We start from the raw sequence: 20,731 nt of genomic DNA on the forward strand, positions 1-20,731 counted from the left end.
GAAAGCAGAACCGCGCCCTGGGGCGCGGTTCGGGGACTCAGATCAGAGCGTTTCGAGACGAAGTCGGGTGACCTTGCCTTCGACAACATCCAGTGCCTCGATGCGGGCAATGGCTGCGTTGGCGTTCTTCTCCACCGTCTGATGCGTGAGCATGATGATGTCGGTCTGCGACTCGCCCTCGGCCGGTTCCTTCTGGATCATCGCGTCGATCGAGATGTCGCTGTCCGCCAGAATGCGGGTGATGTCGGCCAGCACGCCCGGCTGGTCCTCGACCCGCATGCGCAGGTAGTAGGAGGTGATGATCTCGTCGATCGGCAGCACCGAAAGGTCCTGCACCTGATCGGGCTGGAAGGCCAGATGCGGCACGCGGTGCTCGGGATCGGCGGTGTGCAGGCGGGTGACATCGACCAGGTCGGCGATCACGGCCGAAGCGGTCGGCTCGGCGCCGGCGCCCTTGCCGTAATACAGGGTGGCGCCAACGGCATCGCCCTGCACCAGCACTGCGTTCATCGGGCCTTCGACGTTGGCGATCAGACGCTTCTCGGGGATCAGGGTCGGATGCACGCGCAGCTCGACGCCATCGTCACGCTTCTTGGCAATGCCGAGCAGCTTGATGCGATAGCCGAGTTGTTCGGCGTAGCTGATGTCGATCGACTCGAGCTTGGTGATGCCCTCGATGTGCGCCTTGTCGAACTGCATCGGGATACCGAATGCAATGGCGCTCATGATGGTGGCCTTGTGCGCGGCGTCGACGCCTTCGATGTCGAAGGTGGGGTCCGCTTCGGCGTAGCCCAGCGCCTGCGCTTCCTTGAGCACTTCGGCAAACGGCAGCCCGCGGTCGCGCATCTCGGACAGGATGAAGTTGGTGGTGCCGTTGATGATGCCCGCCAGCCACTGGATGCGGTTGGCCGACAGGCCTTCGCGCAGAGCCTTGATGATGGGGATGCCACCGGCCACTGCGGCCTCGAACGCCACCATCACGCCCTTTTCCTGGGCTGCGGCGAAGATCTCGTTGCCATGCACGGCGAGCAGCGCCTTGTTGGCCGTAACCACATGCTTGCCGTTTTCGATGGCCTTGAGCACGAGTTCACGCGCCACACCGTAGCCACCGATCAGCTCGATGACGATGTCGATTTCGGGGTCGGTGACCACGGAGAAGGCGTCGTCGGTCAGCTTGACGTCGTCACCCGCGACTTCGCGCGCGAGAACGAGGTTCTTGTCCGCCACCGTGGTAATACGAATCGGCCGACCTGCGCGACGGGTAATTTCCTCTTCGTTGCGTTTGAGGACGGTAAAGGTGCCGCCGCCGACGGTACCGATGCCCAGCAGGCCCACGTTGATCGGTTTCATTCAGTGCTTCCGTGTTGGTCGTTGAAGAATTGGAACACCACGGCTCAGGTGCCGTGACGTTTGCGATAGTTTTCGAGGAAGCGGGCAATGCGCCCGACTGCGTCGCGCAGGTCGTCTTCATGCGGCAGGAAGACGAGGCGGAAGTGGTCTGGTTGCGGCCAGTTGAAGCCGGTGCCCTGCACCAGCAGCACGCGCTCTTCCTCGAGCAGTTCGGCGATGAAGGCCTGATCGTCGACGATCGGATAGACCTTCGGATCGAGCTTCGGGAACATGTAGAGCGTGGCCTGCGGCTTGACGCAGCTCACCCCCGGGATGGCGTTGATCAGCTCCCAGGCGAGGTCACGCTGACGGCGCATGCGCCCGCCTTCGGCCACGAGGTCGTTGATGCTCTGATAGCCGCCTAGCGCAGTCTGGATGGCGTACTGCCCGGGGACGTTGGCGCACAGTCGCATCGAGGCCAGCATGTTTAGGCCTTCGATGTAATCCTGTGCATGACGCTTGTCACCGCACACCACCATCCAGCCGGCGCGATAGCCGCAGGAGCGGTAGTTCTTCGACAGGCCGTTGAAGATGATGGTGAGCACGTCTTCGGACAGCGCAGCCAGCGAAGTGTGTTCGATGCCGTCGTAAAGCACCTTGTCGTACACCTCGTCCGAGTACAGGATCAGGTCGTGTTCGCGTGCGAGCGCGACGATCTGCTTCAGCACCGAATCGGGATACACCGCGCCGGTCGGGTTGTTCGGGTTGATGACCACGATCGCCCGCGTATTGGGGGTGATCCGGGCGCGCATGTCTTCGATGTCGGGCAGCCAGCCTGCAGCCTCGTCGCACATGTAGTGCACCGGCTTGCCGCCGGACAGACTCACCGCAGCGGTCCACAGCGGGTAATCGGGGGCCGGCACCAGCACCTCGTCACCGGCGTTGAGCAGCGCATTCATCGCCATGACGATGAGCTCGGAGACGCCGTTGCCGATGTAGATATCCTCGATTCCTACATTCTTGATGTTCTTCTGCTGCGTGTAGTGCATCACTGCCTTGCGCGCGGCAAAGATGCCCTTCGAATCCGAATAGCCTGCCGAATTGGGCAGGTTGCGGATCATGTCCATCTGGATTTCTTCAGGCGAGTCGAAGCCGAACGCGGCCAGATTGCCGATGTTCAGCTTGATGATCTTGAGACCTTCGTCTTCCATCTGCTTGGCGCGAACGAGCACCGGCCCGCGGATGTCGTAACAGACGTCGGCGAGCTTGGCAGACTTGCGAATCGGACGCGCAGCGGCGGCCTCGGCCCGGAGCACAGGTTCCGTGGGTGCCGTTGCCAGATTCAAAGTCGTTGCCGCTTTCATGTCCTTCGTCCTTTATGTCTGCCCCCGGAATACCGCGGAGCGCCGGTTCGCCACCTGTGACAGGAAAGTCCTGCTCGCGCAAATGGAGAAAAGGTTGCTATCTTAGCCCCGCCGCCCCGGCGCGGCAATTTGCCCCGACCTACTTCTCGAATGTAAAGCCATGAAGCTACATCAAGACCAGCCTGACAGCATCAACACCGTGACCGGCTACGGTGCAGACCATGTCCTGATCAACAAGGTCCGCCACGATGGCAACCTGATCCTCACCGCCGAGCGCATCGTCGCCGACTGGGCGCCGGGCGGCTTTGCCGGACTCAGTGCCGACGATCTCGCTCAGGTGTGCTCGGTGGACGTGGAAATCGTGCTCATCGGAACCGGCGCGCGCCAGCGCTTCCCGTCGCCCGCCCTGCTGCGCCCGCTCATCGACGCCCGGATTGGCTTCGAAATCATGGATTTGCCCGCTGCGTGCCGCACCTACAACGTCCTCGTCGGCGAGGGGCGTTCGGTGGCAGCCGCCCTGCTCTTCGACCCTGCACAGTAAGCCTGCGGCGACGCCCAGTCATCCTGCGGTAATTGTCATGAATACCCTCTGTCCGGTACGCTGCGCCAACACCCACGACAGGAGACGCAATGACAGCAATCCCCCCCGCCGATTTCAGTCTTCCCGCCACCAGTGGCCAGACTGTGAGCTTGTCGGCTTTGCGCGGAAAGAAAGTCGTGCTGTACTTTTATCCTAAGGACAACACGCCCGGCTGCACCAACGAAACGCGGGACTTCGGCGCGCTGCACGCAGCGTTTGCGGCGGCCGGTTGTGAAGTGTTCGGCATTTCCCGGGACAGCCTGAAGTCACACGAAAACTTCAAGGCCAAGCTCGAACTGCCGTTCGAGCTGATCTCGGACGCCGACGAAACCGCCTGCACCATCTTCGACGTGATCAAGATGAAAAACATGTACGGCAAGCAGGTGCGCGGCATTCAGCGCAGCACCTTCGTGCTCTCCACCGACGGCTCGGTGGCGCGCGAGTGGCGCGGGGTCAAGGTACCCGGCCATGCAGAGGAAGTCCTCGCTTTTGTCCAGTCGCTCTGATCCCGCCCAAAGGTCCTCGAAAATGCCAGCTGCCACTACGAAAAAGACGACCCGCCGCCGCGCCGCCCCGAAGACCAAACTCTTCGTCCTCGACACCAACGTGCTGATGCACGACCCGACCAGCCTCTACCGTTTTGAAGAGCACGACATCTACGTGCCGATCATGACGCTCGAGGAGCTCGACAACAACAAGAAGGGCATGTCCGAAGTCGCGCGCAACGCCCGCCAGGCCAGTCGCATGATGGACGAGATCGTCACCGCCTCGCCCGACGGCATCGAGGCGGGGATCGAGCTCAAGGGCCCGTCGCGCGACCTCGCGACCGGCAAGCTCTTCCTGCAGACCGAAGCGATCAATGTCACCCTGCCGGCAGCGCTGCCCACGGCCAAGGGCGACAACCAGATCCTGGCTGTCGTCATGTTCCTGGCCGAAAAGGAACCCGGCCGTGGCGTGATCCTGGTGTCCAAGGACATCAACATGCGGATCAAGGCCCGCGCGCTCGGCCTTGAGGCGCAGGACTACTTCAACGACAAGGTGCTCGAGGATACCGATCTCCTCTACACCGGCACGCGCGAACTGCCCGCGGACTTCTGGGAGACCCACGCCAAGGGCATGGAGTCGTGGAAGAACGACGGCCACACCTACTACCGCCTGCAGGGCCCGCTGACTGCAGACCTGCAGGTCAACGAATTCCTTTACCAGGATGGCGAAACACCGCTCGAAACGCTGGTGAAGGAGCAAAGCGGTCGCGTCGTGGTGCTGGAAACCCTCACCGACTACAGCCACCAGAAGAACAACATCTGGGGGATTACGTCGCGCAACCGTGAGCAGAATTTCGCGCTCAACCTGCTGATGAACCCCGAGATCGATTTCGTCACCCTGCTCGGCCAGGCCGGCACGGGCAAGACGCTGCTGACGCTGGCAGCAGGTCTGACCCAGGTGCTCGAGACCAAGCGTTACTCCGAGATCATCATGACCCGGGTCACCGTGCCGGTGGGCGAGGACATCGGCTTTCTGCCCGGCACCGAGGAAGAGAAGATGGCGCCGTGGATGGGCGCGCTCGAGGACAACCTCGACGTGCTCAACGGCACGACGGGCGAAGGTGGCGACTGGGGTCGCGCCGCAACACGTGACCTGATCCGCAGCCGGATCAAGATCAAGAGCCTGAACTTCATGCGCGGGCGCACCTTCATCAACAAGTTCCTGATCATCGACGAAGCGCAGAACCTGACGCCCAAGCAGATGAAGACCCTGATCACCCGCGCCGGCCCCGGCACCAAGGTGGTCTGTCTGGGCAACGTCGCCCAGATCGACACGCCCTACCTCACCGAAGGCTCGTCCGGCCTCACGTTTGCGGTCGATCGTTTCAAGGGCTGGCTGCATTCGGGCCACATCACCCTGCAGCGCGGCGAACGCTCCCGCCTCGCCGACCACGCCGCAGAAGTGCTCTAAGTCAGCCGGTAAGGCACAACCCGGGGTCACCCGGGCCGGGCGCGAAGGCGCTCAGGCCTGGGTGACCCCGGTTCCGTTTGCGCCCGCGTTTAGCGCACGGACACGCATCGACAGCGCCCTTGTGGGATGCTGCCCCGATGAAGATTCAAGTATTGCCGGCATCACGCCGTTAACCAGACATGCCCGCTCGACAACTGCTGCCAGGCCCCGGCCGGGCATGGGTTGCCGGGCCCTCCGCCAATACGGAAGCGCGCCCCATGAGCACTACGAACACCAGAGCAGCGGGGAAGGAATCCTTTCTCGACCCGCGACGCCCCATCGTCACCAAGACCGATCTCAAGGGTGTCATCACCTACGCCAATCCGGCCTTCGTCCAGATCAGCGAATACAGCCGCGAAGAGCTCATCGGCTCGAACCACAACATCGTTCGTCATCCCGACATGCCCAGGGCTGCGTTCGCCGACCTCTGGCGAACCATCGCAGCGGGTGCGCCATGGCGCGGAATGGTGAAAAACAGGACCAAGTCCGGGGGCTTCTACTGGGTGGACGCCTACATCACCCCGGTAACCGATGACGGTCGGCACATCGGCTACATGTCCGTACGCAGCGCGCCCAGTCAGCAGGCACGAAGCGAAGCGGAAGCCCTCTACCGTGCAGTCAGTGAAGGCCGCCAGACACTGCAGCCGACCGCCATTGGTGGAGGCGTGTCGCTCGGCGCAACAAGTGCTGCCGGCCTCGCGCTGATCCTTGCACTGGCCGCGGCTCAGGCCTTCGTGGACGGCTGGGTGGGGTTTGCGCTGCTGGGCGTTCAGGCGGCGCTCGCTCTCGCGCTGTGGATGTCGATCAAGACAGCCGTGGTCACGCCGCTGAAGAACATGCTCGGCCTGTTCCGCCAGATTGCCGAAGGCAATCTCAAGGCCGAGGTCGACGACGCCGGCTGCCGCGAAGTCCGCGATCTGCGCACGGCCCTGCGTTCGATGCAGGTGAGCCTGCGCGCCCTGATCGGCGACGTGGTTGCATCCGCCAGCGACACTGCAGCGGAAGCAAGCGCGCTGCATCAGGGGGCCAACAGACTGCATCAGGGCTCGTCCGATCAGGCGGATCAGGTGTCGTCCTCCGCCGCGGCGATGGAGCAGCTTGCGGTATCGGTAGGCGAAATCGCCAGCGCAACCGAAGACAGCGCCAAACAGGCCGGTCAGGCGCTGAAGATCACGCAGGACGGGCAACGCAACATGTCGCTAGCAGCCGAGAACACGCGCCTGGTGGTGTCCGCCGTCGAGGAGAACCAGCGCATGATGGCGGCACTGGGGGCGTCGGTGAAGAAGATCGGTGCGGTTGCCGAGGCCATCAGCGGCATTGCCAAGCGCACCAACCTGCTCGCACTCAATGCGGCGATCGAGGCCGCCCGTGCAGGCGAGCAGGGCCGCGGCTTTGCGGTGGTGGCGGGCGAAGTCACCGAACTGGCCGGTCAGACCCAGCGCAGCACCGAAGACATTGCCCGCCTGGTGACCGAGATCGCGGAGCGTGAGTCCAGCGTCACCGAGAGCATGGCCGGCCTTCAGTCCGGCGTGAGTCGCAGCGTCGAGGCGATTCAGACGCTTGCCGGCGAACTCGAGCAGATCTCGATTGCAAACACGGCCGTGTCATCGAATGCCGAGGACGTGAAGCACATGCTGTCGCAACAGCAACAGGCGTCGACCGACGTCGCCGGCATCATGGAGCGCATGAGTGGAATCACCGAGCGCAATCTCGGCACGGTGGCCGACGTCGAAGCGGCTGCGGCAGGCCTGGAAGACACTGCACGCGAGCTCAAACTGCTGGTGGCGCACTTCGAACAGCGGATCTGAGGCGCTCGCAATCCGCTCAGGCACCCGGGCTTGTCGCAGATCAGTGCCGGGGTGCCGGGTCAAAGCCTATAATCCGGCGATTGATATCTGATTCACAGGCCATGACTGTTACAGCCCCCGACATGCTGGTCGGCGCCAGCTCAGACTTCCTGAAGCGCTTCTCCCCCTTTAACCGGATGGAGCCGGAAGCGCTGGCGTTTCTGGCGCAACGGGCTGCGCTGGCTTTCCATGCGCGCGGGAGCGAGATTCTGACCCCGGAAATGGGGCAGGCGAGGCACTTCTACATCATCCAGCGCGGCAAGGTGCAGTCGCGTCAGACCGGCGCAACCGTGGTCACCGAATACGCCAGCATGTCGATGGGCCCCGGCGAGTGCTTCCCGATCGGCGCCATTTCGGCCAGCCGGCCCTCGACCAACGCCTACGTTGCGGTCGAAGACAGCTTCTGCTTCCAGATCACCGCCGACGACTTCATGCAGCTGATGCAGATGAGCCCGGTCTTCCATCTGTTCTGCACCCAGTACATTGCCAGTCTGCTCAATCAGTCGCGGCAGCAGCTCCAGACCACCTTCTCGCAGCGTGCGGCAGAACAGCAGACCATGACCACGCCGCTGGCCCAGCTGGTCAAGCAGGAGCCGGTCTTCGTCGGCCCGGATTGCAGCACCCGTGAAGCCCTGGAAAAGATGGCAGAGCTTCACATCGGCTGCATGGTCATCGCCGATGCCGAGCAGCGTCCGCTCGGGGTGCTCACCCAGAGCGACCTTCTGCCACGCTTGCTGCTGCCCGGCGTAGACCTGTCCCTCCCGATCAGCGAGGTCATGACCGCCAATCCGCATGAGCTGCTCAGCACGGCTTCGGCCTATGATGCCGCGCTCGCGATGGCAACCCACGGCGTTCGCCACCTGCTGGTCATCGACGCCGATGGCAGGCTGCAAGGCGTGGTGTCGGAACGCGATCTGTTCTCCCTGCAACGCATCAGCCTGCGTCAGATCCGCGCCGGCATCGAGAGTGCGACCGACGCCAAAGCGCTGCAACGCGCAAGCCAGGACATCCGTCAGCTGGCGCTGAACCTGATCGCCCAGGGCATCGGCGCCGAACAGCTCACGCAGTTCATCTCCGCGCTCAACGATGCGCTGACGCGCCGCATCATCAGCCTCGCACTTGAACATCACGACCTGTACGGCATTGATTTCGCGTGGCTGTCCTTCGGCTCCGAGGGGCGACATGAGCAGACGCTGTCGACCGACCAGGATAACGGCATCATCTGGGTCTGCCCCGAGCTGCAGGAGCTCGAGAAACTGCGGGTCCGGCTGGTCAAGTTTGCGCGCGAGGTCAATGACAATCTTGCCGCCTGCGGTTTCCCGCTGTGCAAGGGCAACATCATGGCGAGCAATCCCGACCTGTGCCTCACGCTGGACGAATGGCGCAGTCGTTTCGGCAGCTGGATTCGCGAACCCGATCCGCAAGCCCTGCTCAATGCGTCCATCTTTTTCGACTTCCGCGTCCTCTACGGCAACGAACGGCTGGGCGACCACCTGCGCGCCTGGCTCAACAAGAGCGCAAAATCGAACGCCACCTTCCAGCGCATGATGGCGAGCAATGCGCTGCAGGTCGTGCCGCCGCTGGGCCGCATCCGCGACTTCGTGCTCGACGATGACGGCATGATCGACCTGAAGAAGTCCGGCGCACGCCTCTTCGTCGACGTCGCCCGCATCCTTGCACTGCGCACCGGCGCCGAATCGAGCAGCACGGTCCAGCGCCTGCGACGGGCAGCGGTCAAGATGGGCGTGCCCAACGAAGAAGTGTCGGCCATCATCGACGGCTTTCACTTCATCCAGCTTCTGCGCCTGCGCTCGCAGCATCTCGATACCGAGCACGACGACGTCACCGACAACAAGGTGAACCCCGAGACGCTCAACGAACTCGACCGTCGCATCCTCAAGGAAGCCTTCCGCCAGGCACGCAAGCTGCAATTGCGCCTCAAACTGGATTACCAGCTATGAACTGGCTGGCAAAACTCATGGGCGGGCGCGACGGCGCCACAAGCCCCGACACCAACGTGCTGCAGACCATAGCGGACTGGAAAGCCCTCCCCGCCTGCGACCCCAACCGCCCGCATTTCGAAGCGAGATACACCATCGTCAATACCGAGGCGAGCGGTCTCAACCTCGATCACGACACCCTGCTGTCGGTTGCCGCGATCGGACTCAACGAAGGCATCCTCACCCCCGACGACAGCTTCTACGCGTCCCTGGAACCGCACCCCGCGGCAACGCTGGCCGAGTTGCTCAGGTTTGCAGGCAAGGAACCGCTGGTGGTCTTCAATGCGGGATTCAACCGCAGCATGCTCGAGCGCGCCTTCGACACCCACCTCGGCTTCGTTCCGGAGCTGATCTGGCTCGATCTCTTCATCCTGCTGCCGACGCTCTTCCCCGACAGGATCAACCGCAACGCGCGGCTTGCCGACTGGATGGAAGCCTTCGACATCGAGACCTTCCAGCGCCATCATGCGCTCGGCGACGCATTCGTGATCGCCCAGCTCATGCTTGCCGCGCAGGCCCGTGCGCTGGCACAAGGCGTCAGTACACCACGTGCGCTGGTCGAGATGGAACGGGCGCGACGCCAGCTGCAGCGCCACACCTGACGCGCTGCGCCGCGCACTCATCGTGCCGGTTCGGGCCACCGGGTAGTCTTGCGTCATCTTCGCGGTTTACAGGCACCGCCGTGGTGCGTATAGTCCGGGCGATGCGAATTTCCGTCCACCTTCTTCCCCTGCTGCTAAGCGCGCTTCTCGCGCTACCGGCAACCGTCTCCGCGCAGACGGCACCCACGGACGAAGTGACGGAACAGTCAAACCTCATCGTGCGCTACACCAGCGCTGCCCAGAATCTCGTCAACGAGAGCATGGGCTACCTCGGGATTGGCTACCGTTTTGGCGGCACCTCACCCGAAACCGGCTTCGACTGCAGTGGTCTGGTTCAGGCCGTCTTTCGCAACGCCCTCGGCCTTGACCTGCCGCGTACCGCCCATGAAATGGCAAACCGTGGCGACAAGGTAGCGAAACAGGAACTCAAGCCTGGCGATCTGGTGTTCTTCAACACCATGCGTCGCGCTTTCTCGCATGTCGGCATCTATCTCGGCGACGGACGTTTCGTGCATTCGCCGTCCAGCGGCGGCAGCGTGCGGGTCGAGAGCATGAGCACCAGCTACTGGGCGAAACGCTTCAACGGCGCCCGCCGACTGCTCGACGACGACGCATCCGGCACGGGCTCAAGCGCCACACTCACCAACTGAGCGGTGGCGGCATCCGCTGCCGCCTGAGGCCAGCGCGCGGCACTGCTTCCCCGCCCCCCTTCCCAGCCTTCACACGGCTGCGCGCTCAATGCCTGCGCCGGCCGGTAGCGCTGCGCTCGGGGCAGGCACCGCAGCGATCGCAACTGTCCATCGCAATCCGTTTGTCCAAAGCCTGCTGCAGTGCGCACACCGAGCGCCGGCAACAGACCAGGCTCACCCCTTCGCGGCTGGCCGCCTCGCGGAAGCGCTGCATCACGTTGTGCCCGATGAAGTCGGTAAACAGAATCACCATCTCGATGCCCGCGGGCAAGGGCGCACTGCGCCGCTGGTGCGCACTGTCCCTGCCACTGACGTGCGCAGCGATCCGGATTCCAAACTGCTGCAACACATCGGGAATGTTTCCCAGACGATCGGCACCAACGAGCAGGGCATTCATGATGAGTCCTTATTGAGAATGATTCGCAATCATGATGACCATTACAAGATCCATTTGCAAGTGCGAATTAATCTCGTTACCATCCAGACATCGACAACTCGTTCTGTAAGGCAAACACTTCATGATCAGAAAGGCTCTCGCATCCGCCCTGCTCGCAGGCTTTGGCATTTACGGTGCTCAGGCTGTTGCGGCCGACAACGAGGTCAACATCTACTCGGCACGGCACTACCAGACCGATGAAGCGCTCTACGGCAACTTCACCAAGCAGACCGGCATCAAGGTCAACCGGATCGAAGCCAAGGAAGACGAATTGCTCGAGCGTATCCGCAACGAAGGCGCGAACAGCCCTGCGGACGTCTTCATCGCGGTCGACGCTTCGCGCCTCGCCAACGCAGACGAAATGGGCATCTTCGCCCCGGTGAAGTCGAAGCTGCTGGAGGAGCGCATCCCCGCACATCTGCGTGCCGACAACTGGTTCTCGTACTCCACCCGTGCCCGCGTCATCGTCTACAACAAGGACATGGTGAAGGCCGAGCAGGCGCAGACCTATGAAGGCCTTGCAGACCCGGCGCTGAAAGGCATGGTATGCACCCGTTCCGGCAGCCACCCCTACAACCTCTCGCTCGGCGCAGCGCTGGTGCAGCACGATGGCGCGGCCAAGACCGAGGAATGGGCCAAGGGCATCGTCGCCAACTTTGCGCGCGCACCCAAGGGCGGCGACACCGATCAGATCAAGGCGGTTGCCGCTGGCGAGTGTGGCATTGCCATCGCCAACAGCTACTACCTCGCCCGCCTGATGAACTCCACCAAGCCCGACGATCAGGCCGTGGTCGCCAAGATCACGCCGGTATGGCCCAACCAGAAGTCCTGGGGCACCCATATCAACGTATCCGGTGCGGGCATGCTGAAGACGTCCCCGAACAAGGCGGCTGCGGTCAAGTTCCTCGAATACCTGGCATCCGATGAAGCCCAGGTGTATTTCGCCGATGGCAACAACGAATGGCCGGTGGTCGCCAGCGTGAAGGTCAGCAATCCCGCGCTCGACAAGCTCGGTGCATTCAAGGCCGACACCCTGCCAATCCAGAAACTGGCCGACACGGTCGGTGAAGCGCAGAAGATTTTCGACCGCGCCGGCTATCGCTGATCACGCGTCCGCGAACGCAAACAGCCCACGCCACCCTTCCGGGGTGACGTGGGCTGTTTTCCTTCGTGCCTGGCCAGCACAGCGGGCGCAAGGCCTGATCCACAAGCACTCATCCAGCCTTTGAATCCCTGCCTAGCGCATCGCGCCTCCGTGGCAGCACGGCTTCCTCCCCCGATCATCGATCACTGCACGCTCTACCGGCACACAACACAGCCGACGAAGCGTGCCCATGGCAAGCGCAGCACGCGCCCCTGCCCGACCCATCAAGCTGCCGGTAGCGAGGCCCCGACGAAAGGCTGCTGCGACGCTCCAGCGCCTCAGCCTGCTCGCCGCCCCTTGAGGATCTGCTGCGAAATCACGAACATCGGCAACAACCCCACGACGACGATGGTCAGGGCCGCAGTCGAGGCCTCGGTCAGACGCTCGTCAGAGGCGAGCGTGTGCGCCTGCGTGGCCAGCGTATCGAAGTTGAAGGGGCGAATCACCAGCGTGGCAGGCAGTTCCTTCATCACATCGACAAACACCAGCAGCGAGGCGGTCAGCAAGCTGCCGCGCAGAATCGGAACATGCACCCGCCGCAGCGTTGCCCACTTCCCGTAGCCGAGGCTGCGTGATGCGTCGTCCATGCTCAGCGTGACCTTGCCCAGCGAGGACTCCACCGTCTGCAGGGATACGGTCAGGAAGCGCGCAAGATAGGCGTACACCAGTGCCGCGATGCCGCCCGTCAGCAGCAGCCCGGGGTTTACACCAAACGCGGCTTCCCACCACGCGATCAGCCAGTTGTCGAGCCGCGTCACCGGAATCAGCACGCCGACCGCAATCACGGAGCCCGGGACTGCATAGCCCAGCCCGACGATCCGGTTCAGCACCAGCGGCAGCCGCGAACGTGCCATGCGTGCAGCGTAGGCCAGCACCACCGCCAGCACCACCGCCAGCACCGCCGTCACCGCCGCCAGGGTGAAGCTGTTGCTCGCGAGTTGCACGAAACGCTCGCCGAACTGCGCATCGCCATCGCCGAAAGCCATCCGCAACAGCAGGCCCGCCGGCAGCAGAAAGCCGAAAAACAGCGGCATGAAGCACGCAAATGCCGCAACCGCGCCCGCCAGCGGCGAGAGCCGATGCCGTATCGTCGAACCCGCATTGCGCGATGTGTTGTTGAAACGCGCCCGCCCACGCGTCGCACGTTCGAGCGCCAGCACGATGACCACGAACAGCAGCAGTGCGGCCGACAGCTGTGCGGCGGCAATGCGGTCACCGAGCGAAAACCAGGCACGATAGATACCGGTGGTGAAGGTCTGTACGCCGAAGTAGGCAACCGTGCCGAAATCGGCAAGCGTCTCCATCAGCGCCAGGGCGGTGCCGGCGACCACCGCCGGACGGGCCAGCGGCAGCGACACGCGGAAGAAGCATCCCCACGGCCCGAGGCCAAGCGAACGCCCCGCCTCGAGCATGCCGCCGGCCCGCTCCAGAAAGGCAGAGCGCGAAATCATGTAGGCGTAGGGATAGAGCACGAACATGAACATGACCACCGCGCCACCCACCGTTCGTACGTCAGGAAACCAGTAGTCGGCCCGGCTCCAGCCAAACGTGTCGCGAAGCCAGGTCTGTACCGGCCCGACAAACTGCAGAAAGTCCGTATACACATAGGCCATGACGTAGGCCGGCACGGCCAGCGGCAGGATCAGCGCCCACTCGAAGACGCGCCGCCCGGGAAAGTCATGCATGGTCGTCAACCACGCGGTGGTGACCCCGATCGAGGACACGCCAAGACCGACGCCAATGCACAGAATGACCGTATTGCTCACGAACTCGCCCAGCACCGTGTCGGCCAGATGCGACCATGTGGCGGTCGTCCCGCCAACGAATACGTTCGAGAACACCGACAGCACTGGCGCTGCGATCAGCATCGCGATGACGACGGCCACCGCTGTCAGCCACGACATGCGCAAACCAAAGCGCCCTTCCCATCCCCTGACTCTCATCCTGCTCCCGATATCCCGTATCGCCATGGGCTGAGGCGATCTTACAAGTAAATTATAATTGATCGCATTTCGATCGCTGCAATGCAATAATCCCACAACCTGCACTGGACCGTTAAATCATGTCCCTTCTGCAACTCGTCGACATCGATCTGGCATACGCCGGCAACCGTGTTGTCAAAAGCCTGTCGCTCAGCCTCGAAAAAGGCAGCATCGGCTGCCTGCTGGGTCCGTCCGGCTGCGGCAAGACCACGGTGCTCAGGTGCATCGCCGGTTTCGAACCGGTGTCTGCGGGTGAAATCCTGCTCGACGGGGCGGTCGTGAGTCGCAAGGGCTACAACCTCGCCCCCGAGCGCCGGCGCGTGGGCATGGTATTCCAGGACTACGCCCTCTTCCCCCACCTCACCGTCGCCGAGAATATCGCCTTCGGTCTGCGTGACCGCGGACGCGACGAGAAGCGCGACCGGGTGGACGAATTGCTGGCGCTGGTCGGGCTCGGCACGCAGGGCAACAAGTATCCGCACGAGATGTCGGGCGGTCAGCAACAGCGCGTCGCCCTTGCACGCGCACTCGCACCGGCGCCGAGCCTGCTGCTGCTCGACGAGCCCTTCTCCAACCTCGACGTGGAGCTGCGCGAGCGTCTTTCGCACGAGGTGCGCGACATCATCAAGGCCACCGGGACGACAGCGATTCTCGTGACCCATGACCAGCATGAGGCATTCGCGGTCGCCGATGAGATCGGCATCATGCACGAGGGCCGGATCCAGCAGTGGGACACCCCCTACAATCTTTATCACCGTCCGCAGAATCGCTTCGTCGCCGACTTCATCGGCCAGGGCGTGTTTCTGCCCGGCATGGTGCTCAACGACGGCCGGGTACAGGTCGAAATCGGCACCCTGCGCAGCGACGTGCCCATCGAATGCACTACCAGTTGCGACAACTGCGAACGCAATTGCAGCCTCGACGTATTGCTGCGCCCCGACGATGTCGTGCATGACGACGCCAGCCCGATGCGCGGCGAGGTGGTGCACAAGGCCTTTCGCGGCGCGGACATCCTGTACACCCTGAAGCTCGCCAGCGGGGCGAAAGTGCTCTCGCTGGTACCCAGCCACCACAACCACGCCATCGGGGAGCGCATCGGAATCCGCCTGGACGTGGACCACGTCGTGACCTTCAGGGGCAGCGAGGCCGGCGCAGGCACCCTGCAACTCGTTCAGCTCCCGGGATGATTCCATGGCTGGCCGGCGCACCGGCATTTCCGCCGCTTGACTCCGCGCTCGTCGAACCGAACGGCCTGCTTGCGGCCGGCGGAGCGCTGACGCCCGAGTGGCTGCTGGCTGCGTACCACAGAGGCATTTTCCCCTGGTTCAGCCACGGCGAACCCATCCTGTGGTGGAGCCCCGACCCGCGCCTGGTCCTGGCACCTGCGCACATCCGGATTCGACGCTCACTGCTCAAGGTGCTGCGCCAGCGACGGTTCGAGGTCCGGATCGACACCGCGTTCGCTGCCGTGATGGCCGAATGCGCAGCGCCCCGGGAACCTGAGGGCGGAACCTGGATCACACCCGACATCCAGGCCGCCTACTGCCGCATGCACGAACTCGGCTATGCCCACAGCGTGGAATGCTGGCGCGACGGCAAACTCGTGGGCGGGCTCTACGGCATGGCGGTCGGGCGCGCATTTTTCGGCGAGTCGATGTTTTCGCGCGAGACGGACGCCTCGAAAGTGGCCCTCGCACACCTCGCCCGCGTGCTTGAACAGCGCGATTTCGCCGTGATAGATTGCCAGATGACAACGCCTCACCTGCTTTCCATGGGGGCACGTGAGATTCGTCGCAGCGAGTTCGCGGCAGGCCTGGAACGATGGACACGGGAAGGCGAGCCACCGGGACAATGGTCATCCGGGCCGCTGCAAGGAATCGACTGGCACCATAACGCTGCAGGAGGAGCCGCAGGCGCACATCTATGCAACAGGACTACCCCTACGCCCTGATCCAGTTTTATGCGACAGCGCCCTATGCCTGCTCATATCTGCCCGACCGCGTCGCGCGCTCGCAGGTGGCCTCGCCCGGTCATCTGATCGATCCTCAGGTGTACAGCGACCTCGTTCGCAGGGGTTTTCGGCGCAGCGGGCTGTTCACCTACCGCCCGCACTGTGATCACTGCCAGTCCTGCGTGCCGGTGCGAATCGCCGTCAACCGCTTCGCCCCCGACCGCAGCCAGCGCCGTGCCTGGTCCCGTCACGCCGGCCTCGAAACCAATGAATGCGGGCTTGAGTTTTCCGAAGAGCACTACCGGCTGTATCAGCGCTACCAGGCTTCGCGCCATGCCGGCGGCGGCATGGATCTGGACAATCGGGAGCAGTACACGCACTTCCTGCTGCAAAGCCATGTCGATACCCGGATCATCGAGTTCCGCGACGAAGGCAAGCTGTGCATGGTGAGCGTCATCGACCGCCTGACCGACGGCCTGTCCAGCGTCTACACCTTTTACGATCCGGACGCGGAGCGCTGCGCATTCGGCACCTACGGCATCCTGTGGCAGGTCGAAGTCTGCCGCCGCCTTCGCCTGCCCTATCTGTATCTCGGCTACTGGATTGCCGAGAGCCGGAAAATGGCCTACAAGGCGCGCTTTCGCCCGATTGAAGCCTATCGGCGCGGGGAATGGGGCCCGCTTGAGGTCGAGGCATAGGCGCTGCGCTGAAACATTGCGGACAGCCGCATCGCTTCGCACCGGCCGAATCGTTACAATCCGGCCCCATGCTCTACAACATCGCCCGCCCGCTCCTGTTTTCGCTTGACGCGGAAACCGCCCACGAGTTCACGCTCGCTTCGCTCAATCTCGCCGGCCGCATCCTGCCCGCCGGCAAGCCGGCCGCGTCCGACGCCGTCGAAGTGATGGGCCTGAACTTCCCCAACCGTATCGGCCTCGCTGCCGGTCTGGACAAGAATGGCGAAGCCATCGACGGCCTCGCCCTGATGGGCTTCGGTTTCATCGAGATCGGCACCATCACGCCGCGCCCGCAGCCGGGCAATCCGCGTCCGCGAATGTTCCGCCTGCCCGAAGTGCGCGGCATCATCAACCGCATGGGTTTCAACAACCACGGCGTCGACGCACTGGTTGCCAACGTCAGCAGGGTCAAGTTCAAGGGCATTATCGGCATCAACATCGGCAAGAACTTCGATACGCCGATGGAGAACGCTGCGGACGACTACCTGATCTGCCTCGACAAGGTCTATCCGCACGCGAGCTACGTCACCGTCAATATTTCGTCGCCCAACACCCAGAACCTGCGACAGCTTCAGGGCGAGTCGGAACTCGACGACCTGCTCGGCAAGCTCAAAACCGCGCAGACCCGCCTGGCCGACACCCACGGCCGCTATGTTCCGCTGACGCTGAAGATTGCCCCCGACCTCGAACCCGAGCAGGTCATCAATATCGCTGACGCACTGCGCCGCCATCGCATCGACGGCGTGATTGCCACCAACACCACCATCGCGCGCGACAAGGTGCAGGGCGTGCGCTACGGCGAACAGCAGGGCGGTCTGTCGGGTGCGCCCGTGTTCGAAGCGTCGACCGCTGTCGTGCGCCAGCTGGCCCAGGCGCTTGGCGGCGAGCTGCCGATCATCGCTGCCGGCGGCGTGCTCGACGGCCGTGGCGCCAAGGCAAAGATCGACGCCGGAGCGAGCCTGGTTCAGCTCTATAGCGGACTGGTCTATCGCGGCCCCGAACTCGTGCGCGAATGCGTGCGTGCATGCGCCTGAGGCGCTAACGCACTTAAATGCATAAAGCTATAACGCGTCCGGGCTTGAGTGGCCCGGTGCTCAAGGGGATAATCCAGCGGTTAATCCCGGCCATCGGATCATGAGCAGTTATATTTTCGTTGTCATCGGCGCAGTTCTGGTCAACAACGTGGTTTTCGTCCGTATTCTCGGCCTGTGCCCTTTCATGGGCGTCTCCAAGAAACTCGAAACTGCGGTTGGCATGGGTGCGGCCACCACCTTCGTCCTTACACTGGGCGCCGGTTCCAGCTACCTGATCGATCACTACCTTCTGGTACCGAATGATCTCGCCTACCTGCGCACGCTGTCCTTCATCGTGGTGATTGCCGCAATCGTCCAGCTGACCGAACTCGTCATCCAGAAGACGAGTCCCCTGCTGCACCAGGTGCTGGGCATCTACCTGCCGCTGATCACCACCAACTGTGCCGTGCTGGGCGTTCCGCTGCTCAACGTCGGTCTGCGCCACAACCTGCTCGAGTCGCTGCTGTTCGGTTTCGGCTCCTCGGTCGGCTTCACCCTGGCCCTGGTGCTGTTTGCAGGCATCCGTGAACGTCTCGACGGCGCCGATGTTCCGCAGCCGTTCAAGGGCACCGCGATCGCCATGATCACCGCAGGCTTCATGAGCCTGGCCTTCATGGGCTTCGCCGGACTGGACCGTTTTCACTGATGCGGGTCGCCACTCCACCCACGACGAAACACATTCCTGATCTGGCGCAAGTCCGCGCAGCGCGCAGCAGACTACGCTCGCACCCACTGATCGACTGAAACCGAATGCTCTCTGCCCTACTCATCATGACCGGGATTGCCCTGGTGCTCGGCGCAGCACTGGGCTATGCCGCCATCCGCTTCAAGGTGGAAGGCGACCCCCTGGTCGAGAAAATCGATGCCATCCTGCCGCAGACACAGTGCGGCCAGTGCAGCTATCCGGGGTGCAAGCCCTATGCCGAAGCCATCGCGAAGGGCGAGGCCGACATCAACCAGTGCCCCCCCGGCGGTGAAGAGGGCATCCGCAAGCTCGCTGACCTGCTCGGGCGCGAGTTCAAGCCGCTCTCCGAAGAGCATGGCGTGGAAAAGCCCAAATCCGTGGCCCTGATCGACGAACAGACCTGCATCGGCTGCACGCTGTGCATTCAGGCCTGCCCGGTGGACGCCATCGTTGGCGCCGCCAAGCAGATGCATACCGTCGTCGAACCCCTGTGCACCGGTTGCGAACTCTGTCTTGCGCCCTGCCCTGTCGACTGCATCACCATGGTGCAGGTGCCCGACACGGTGCAGACCTGGAAATGGAAGTATCCGGTCATCGAACTCAGGAAATCCGCATGATCGCGCGCCTCTTCAATTTCCGCGGCGGGGTCAAGCCCGACGCGCACAAGAACGAATCGGCAAACGCCCCCATCCAGGCGGCGCCAATGCCGACCCGCCTGATCGTTCCGCTGCGTCAGAGCACGCGTGCAACCGCGCGCTGCATCGTCAGTCCGGGCCAGCACGTGCTCAAGGGTGAGCGGATCGGCGAAGCCGAAGGCACGCTCGGCACCGCCGTGCACGCGCCGACCTCAGGTACCGTCGTGGAGTTCGGGCTGTATCCGCTGGCCCACCCGTCAGGTCTGAACACGCGCTGCGTGGTGATCGAGCCCGACGGCGATGATCGCTGGGCAGACCATCAGCCCTTCGATTACCACGGAGCAACACGGGAACAGACGCTTGCACAGCTGCGCGACTGCGGCATCGTCGGCCTCGGTGGTGCCACCTTTCCCAGCCACGTCAAGCTCGGCCGTGGCAGCGGCATCGACACCCTGATCCTCAACGGCGCAGAGTGCGAACCCTGGATTACCTGTGACGACAGGCTGATGCGCGAGCGCGCTGCCGACATCCTCGCCGGCGCCACCATCCTGCGCGAACTCATCGGCGCACGCCGTCTCGTGATCGGAATCGAGGACAACAAGCCCGAAGCCATCGCCGCAATGCAGGCTGCGGCAGGCAGCGTCGAAGGCGACGTGGCGGTGATCGCGGTTCCTTCGCTCTACCCGGCAGGCGGCGAAAAGCAGCTGATCCGTGTTCTCACCGGAGTCGAGATTCCCTACGGCAAGCTTGGCGCAGAGTTCGGCGTCCAGTGCTTCAACGTCGGTACCGCACATGCGGTGTACCGGGCACTTGCTCACGGCGAACCGCTGGTGTCCCGTGTGCTCACTCTCACCGGCAATGTCGCCCGTCCCGGCAACTACGAGGTGCTGATCGGCACACCGATTGCGCACCTGCTCACGCTGTGTGCCCCCAAACCCGATACCGACCGCACCCTGATGGGTGGCCCGATGATGGGTTTCGCACTGCCACGCCTCGATGTACCGGTGGTCAAGGGCACGAACTGCATCATTTCGGCATCGCCTGCGCTGTTTCCACCACCGCCGCCCGAGCAGCCCTGCATCCGCTGCGGCGAGTGTGCGCGCGCCTGCCCTGCCGAACTGCAGCCCTTCGAACTCTACTGGTTCAGCCGCGCCCACAACTTCGGCAAGGCCCAGGAGTACAACCTGTTCGACTGCATCGAATGCGGCTGCTGCAGCTACGTCTGCCCGTCCCACATTCCGCTGGTCGATTACTACCGCTTTGCCAAGAGCGAAATCTGGGCGCGCGAGCGTGAAAAATCGGCGGCAGACCAGGCCCGCGACCGATTCGAGTTCCGCAATTTCCGGCAGGAACGCGAAAAGGAAGAGAAAGCCGCCAAGCTCGCGGCCAAGGCGGCGGAAACCCGTGCAAAACTGGCGGACAAGGATGCGACCGCTCCCGCGGCCGCAACCGCAGCAAGTAGCGAGGAAGATCCCAAGAAGGCCCTGATCGCCGCCGCGCTGGCACGTGCCAAAGCGCAGAAGGAGGCCGTGCAGGCGCGTAACACCGAAGCGCTGAGCCCGGACACCGAAAAAGAAATCGCCGAAATCGATGCGCGCCGGATCAAGGCTGCACTGGTCGATCCTGCTGCGCCTGCCGGTGAGCCCCCATCCGAACGCTCACCCGAATCCACCTCCTGAGCC

The 20,731-nt window shown here is 63.4% G+C and carries 19 protein-coding genes; 15 read left to right on the top strand and 4 right to left on the bottom strand.

Features of this window, described 5'->3' with window-relative positions; all coding sequences use genetic code 11:
• Positions 1-42 precede the first annotated feature (42 nt).
• Positions 43-1,350 (bottom strand): homoserine dehydrogenase, encoded by a 1,308-nt coding sequence (locus AC22G6_RS09600; RefSeq protein WP_108975381.1) that lies wholly within the window; start codon positions 1,348-1,350, stop codon positions 43-45.
• A 44-nt stretch (positions 1,351-1,394) separates the two neighbouring features.
• Positions 1,395-2,693, bottom strand: coding sequence for a pyridoxal phosphate-dependent aminotransferase (locus AC22G6_RS09605; RefSeq protein ID WP_108948513.1), 1,299 nt, complete (start codon positions 2,691-2,693; stop codon positions 1,395-1,397).
• A gap of 160 nt (positions 2,694-2,853) precedes the next feature.
• Between AC22G6_RS09605 and AC22G6_RS09610 the strand changes: the two genes are divergently transcribed.
• The 7 genes from AC22G6_RS09610 to AC22G6_RS09640 all read left to right on the top strand — a co-directional run bounded on the left by AC22G6_RS09610 (position 2,854) and on the right by AC22G6_RS09640 (position 10,367).
• Positions 2,854-3,234 carry an Mth938-like domain-containing protein gene (locus AC22G6_RS09610; protein ID WP_108948514.1) on the top strand — a complete coding sequence of 127 codons (381 nt, stop codon included), beginning with the start codon at positions 2,854-2,856 and terminating at the stop codon, positions 3,232-3,234.
• A gap of 89 nt (positions 3,235-3,323) precedes the next feature.
• A complete protein-coding gene (locus AC22G6_RS09615; RefSeq protein ID WP_108948515.1) occupies positions 3,324-3,779 on the top strand; it encodes a peroxiredoxin in 456 nt (151 codons plus the stop codon).
• Positions 3,780-3,801: 22 nt separating this feature from the next.
• Positions 3,802-5,229: a PhoH family protein gene (locus AC22G6_RS09620; RefSeq protein ID WP_108948516.1), complete on the top strand. Its 1,428-nt coding sequence runs from the start codon at positions 3,802-3,804 to the stop codon at positions 5,227-5,229.
• A 257-nt stretch (positions 5,230-5,486) separates the two neighbouring features.
• Complete coding sequence (locus tag AC22G6_RS09625; RefSeq protein WP_487366604.1) at positions 5,487-7,076, top strand: methyl-accepting chemotaxis protein; 1,590 nt, start codon at positions 5,487-5,489, stop codon at positions 7,074-7,076.
• A gap of 101 nt (positions 7,077-7,177) precedes the next feature.
• Positions 7,178-9,076: a DUF294 nucleotidyltransferase-like domain-containing protein gene (locus AC22G6_RS09630; RefSeq protein WP_108975386.1), complete on the top strand. Its 1,899-nt coding sequence runs from the start codon at positions 7,178-7,180 to the stop codon at positions 9,074-9,076.
• The gene (locus tag AC22G6_RS09635; RefSeq protein WP_487366605.1) at positions 9,073-9,717 is read left to right on the top strand and encodes a 3'-5' exonuclease; all 645 of its coding nucleotides are present in this window, start codon (positions 9,073-9,075) and stop codon (positions 9,715-9,717) included. Before AC22G6_RS09630 ends, AC22G6_RS09635 begins: the two co-directional genes overlap by 4 nt.
• 101 nt (positions 9,718-9,818) lie before the next feature.
• Positions 9,819-10,367 (top strand): C40 family peptidase, encoded by a 549-nt coding sequence (locus tag AC22G6_RS09640; protein WP_487366606.1) that lies wholly within the window; start codon positions 9,819-9,821, stop codon positions 10,365-10,367.
• Positions 10,368-10,452: 85 nt separating this feature from the next.
• On the opposite strand, the gene AC22G6_RS09645 is transcribed toward AC22G6_RS09640, so the two are convergent.
• Positions 10,453-10,803, bottom strand: coding sequence for a DUF2325 domain-containing protein (locus AC22G6_RS09645; RefSeq protein WP_487366607.1), 351 nt, complete (start codon positions 10,801-10,803; stop codon positions 10,453-10,455).
• A gap of 121 nt (positions 10,804-10,924) precedes the next feature.
• Here AC22G6_RS09645 and AC22G6_RS09650 point away from each other — a divergent pair, with 121 nt between their 5' ends.
• Positions 10,925-11,947, top strand: coding sequence for a Fe(3+) ABC transporter substrate-binding protein (locus tag AC22G6_RS09650; protein ID WP_487366608.1), 1,023 nt, complete (start codon positions 10,925-10,927; stop codon positions 11,945-11,947).
• A gap of 317 nt (positions 11,948-12,264) precedes the next feature.
• On the opposite strand, the gene AC22G6_RS09655 is transcribed toward AC22G6_RS09650, so the two are convergent.
• Positions 12,265-13,890: an ABC transporter permease gene (locus AC22G6_RS09655; protein WP_487366609.1), complete on the bottom strand. Its 1,626-nt coding sequence runs from the start codon at positions 13,888-13,890 to the stop codon at positions 12,265-12,267.
• 158 nt (positions 13,891-14,048) lie between these two features.
• Between AC22G6_RS09655 and AC22G6_RS09660 the strand changes: the two genes are divergently transcribed.
• The 7 genes from AC22G6_RS09660 (at position 14,049) to rsxC (ending at position 20,728) form a co-directional block, all read left to right on the top strand.
• Positions 14,049-15,155, top strand: a complete 1,107-nt coding sequence (locus AC22G6_RS09660) for an ABC transporter ATP-binding protein (RefSeq protein ID WP_108948523.1) — start codon at positions 14,049-14,051, stop codon at positions 15,153-15,155.
• Entirely contained in the window at positions 15,152-15,919 is a 768-nt protein-coding gene (gene aat / locus AC22G6_RS09665; RefSeq protein WP_487366610.1) for a leucyl/phenylalanyl-tRNA--protein transferase, read from the top strand. The genes AC22G6_RS09660 and aat overlap by 4 nt, the downstream gene beginning before the upstream one ends.
• A complete protein-coding gene (locus AC22G6_RS09670; protein ID WP_487366611.1) occupies positions 15,892-16,617 on the top strand; it encodes an arginyltransferase in 726 nt (241 codons plus the stop codon). Before aat ends, AC22G6_RS09670 begins: the two co-directional genes overlap by 28 nt.
• A gap of 68 nt (positions 16,618-16,685) precedes the next feature.
• Positions 16,686-17,690, top strand: coding sequence for a quinone-dependent dihydroorotate dehydrogenase (locus AC22G6_RS09675; protein ID WP_487366612.1), 1,005 nt, complete (start codon positions 16,686-16,688; stop codon positions 17,688-17,690).
• 100 nt (positions 17,691-17,790) lie between these two features.
• Positions 17,791-18,375 carry an electron transport complex subunit RsxA gene (gene rsxA / locus AC22G6_RS09680; RefSeq protein WP_487366613.1) on the top strand — a complete coding sequence of 195 codons (585 nt, stop codon included), beginning with the start codon at positions 17,791-17,793 and terminating at the stop codon, positions 18,373-18,375.
• 104 nt (positions 18,376-18,479) lie between these two features.
• Positions 18,480-19,031, top strand: a complete 552-nt coding sequence (gene rsxB, locus AC22G6_RS09685; RefSeq protein ID WP_108948528.1) for an electron transport complex subunit RsxB — start codon at positions 18,480-18,482, stop codon at positions 19,029-19,031.
• Entirely contained in the window at positions 19,028-20,728 is a 1,701-nt protein-coding gene (rsxC, locus tag AC22G6_RS09690) for an electron transport complex subunit RsxC (protein ID WP_487366614.1), read from the top strand. The genes rsxB and rsxC overlap by 4 nt, the downstream gene beginning before the upstream one ends.
• Positions 20,729-20,731 lie beyond the last annotated feature (3 nt).

This window comes from Parazoarcus sp. PS-13 R2A, from assembly GCF_057621855.1.

Excerpts from the sequence above, each read along its gene's own strand:
- AC22G6_RS09655 (WP_487366609.1), bottom strand. The coding sequence starts at position 13,890 with ATGTCGTGGCTGACAGCGGTGGCCGTCGTCATCGCGATGCTGATCGCA.
- AC22G6_RS09660 (WP_108948523.1), top strand. The coding sequence starts at position 14,049 with ATGTCCCTTCTGCAACTCGTCGACATCGATCTGGCATACGCCGGCAAC.
- aat (WP_487366610.1), top strand. The coding sequence starts at position 15,152 with ATGATTCCATGGCTGGCCGGCGCACCGGCATTTCCGCCGCTTGACTCC.
- rsxA (WP_487366613.1), top strand. The coding sequence starts at position 17,791 with ATGAGCAGTTATATTTTCGTTGTCATCGGCGCAGTTCTGGTCAACAAC.
- AC22G6_RS09605 (WP_108948513.1), bottom strand. The coding sequence starts at position 2,693 with ATGAAAGCGGCAACGACTTTGAATCTGGCAACGGCACCCACGGAACCT.
- AC22G6_RS09640 (WP_487366606.1), top strand. The coding sequence starts at position 9,819 with ATGCGAATTTCCGTCCACCTTCTTCCCCTGCTGCTAAGCGCGCTTCTC.
- AC22G6_RS09645 (WP_487366607.1), bottom strand. The coding sequence starts at position 10,803 with ATGAATGCCCTGCTCGTTGGTGCCGATCGTCTGGGAAACATTCCCGAT.
- AC22G6_RS09635 (WP_487366605.1), top strand. The coding sequence starts at position 9,073 with ATGAACTGGCTGGCAAAACTCATGGGCGGGCGCGACGGCGCCACAAGC.
- AC22G6_RS09600 (WP_108975381.1), bottom strand. The coding sequence starts at position 1,350 with ATGAAACCGATCAACGTGGGCCTGCTGGGCATCGGTACCGTCGGCGGC.
- AC22G6_RS09620 (WP_108948516.1), top strand. The coding sequence starts at position 3,802 with ATGCCAGCTGCCACTACGAAAAAGACGACCCGCCGCCGCGCCGCCCCG.
- AC22G6_RS09630 (WP_108975386.1), top strand. The coding sequence starts at position 7,178 with ATGACTGTTACAGCCCCCGACATGCTGGTCGGCGCCAGCTCAGACTTC.
- AC22G6_RS09625 (WP_487366604.1), top strand. The coding sequence starts at position 5,487 with ATGAGCACTACGAACACCAGAGCAGCGGGGAAGGAATCCTTTCTCGAC.
- rsxB (WP_108948528.1), top strand. The coding sequence starts at position 18,480 with ATGCTCTCTGCCCTACTCATCATGACCGGGATTGCCCTGGTGCTCGGC.
- rsxC (WP_487366614.1), top strand. The coding sequence starts at position 19,028 with ATGATCGCGCGCCTCTTCAATTTCCGCGGCGGGGTCAAGCCCGACGCG.
- AC22G6_RS09610 (WP_108948514.1), top strand. The coding sequence starts at position 2,854 with ATGAAGCTACATCAAGACCAGCCTGACAGCATCAACACCGTGACCGGC.
- AC22G6_RS09670 (WP_487366611.1), top strand. The coding sequence starts at position 15,892 with ATGCAACAGGACTACCCCTACGCCCTGATCCAGTTTTATGCGACAGCG.
- AC22G6_RS09675 (WP_487366612.1), top strand. The coding sequence starts at position 16,686 with ATGCTCTACAACATCGCCCGCCCGCTCCTGTTTTCGCTTGACGCGGAA.
- AC22G6_RS09650 (WP_487366608.1), top strand. The coding sequence starts at position 10,925 with ATGATCAGAAAGGCTCTCGCATCCGCCCTGCTCGCAGGCTTTGGCATT.
- AC22G6_RS09615 (WP_108948515.1), top strand. The coding sequence starts at position 3,324 with ATGACAGCAATCCCCCCCGCCGATTTCAGTCTTCCCGCCACCAGTGGC.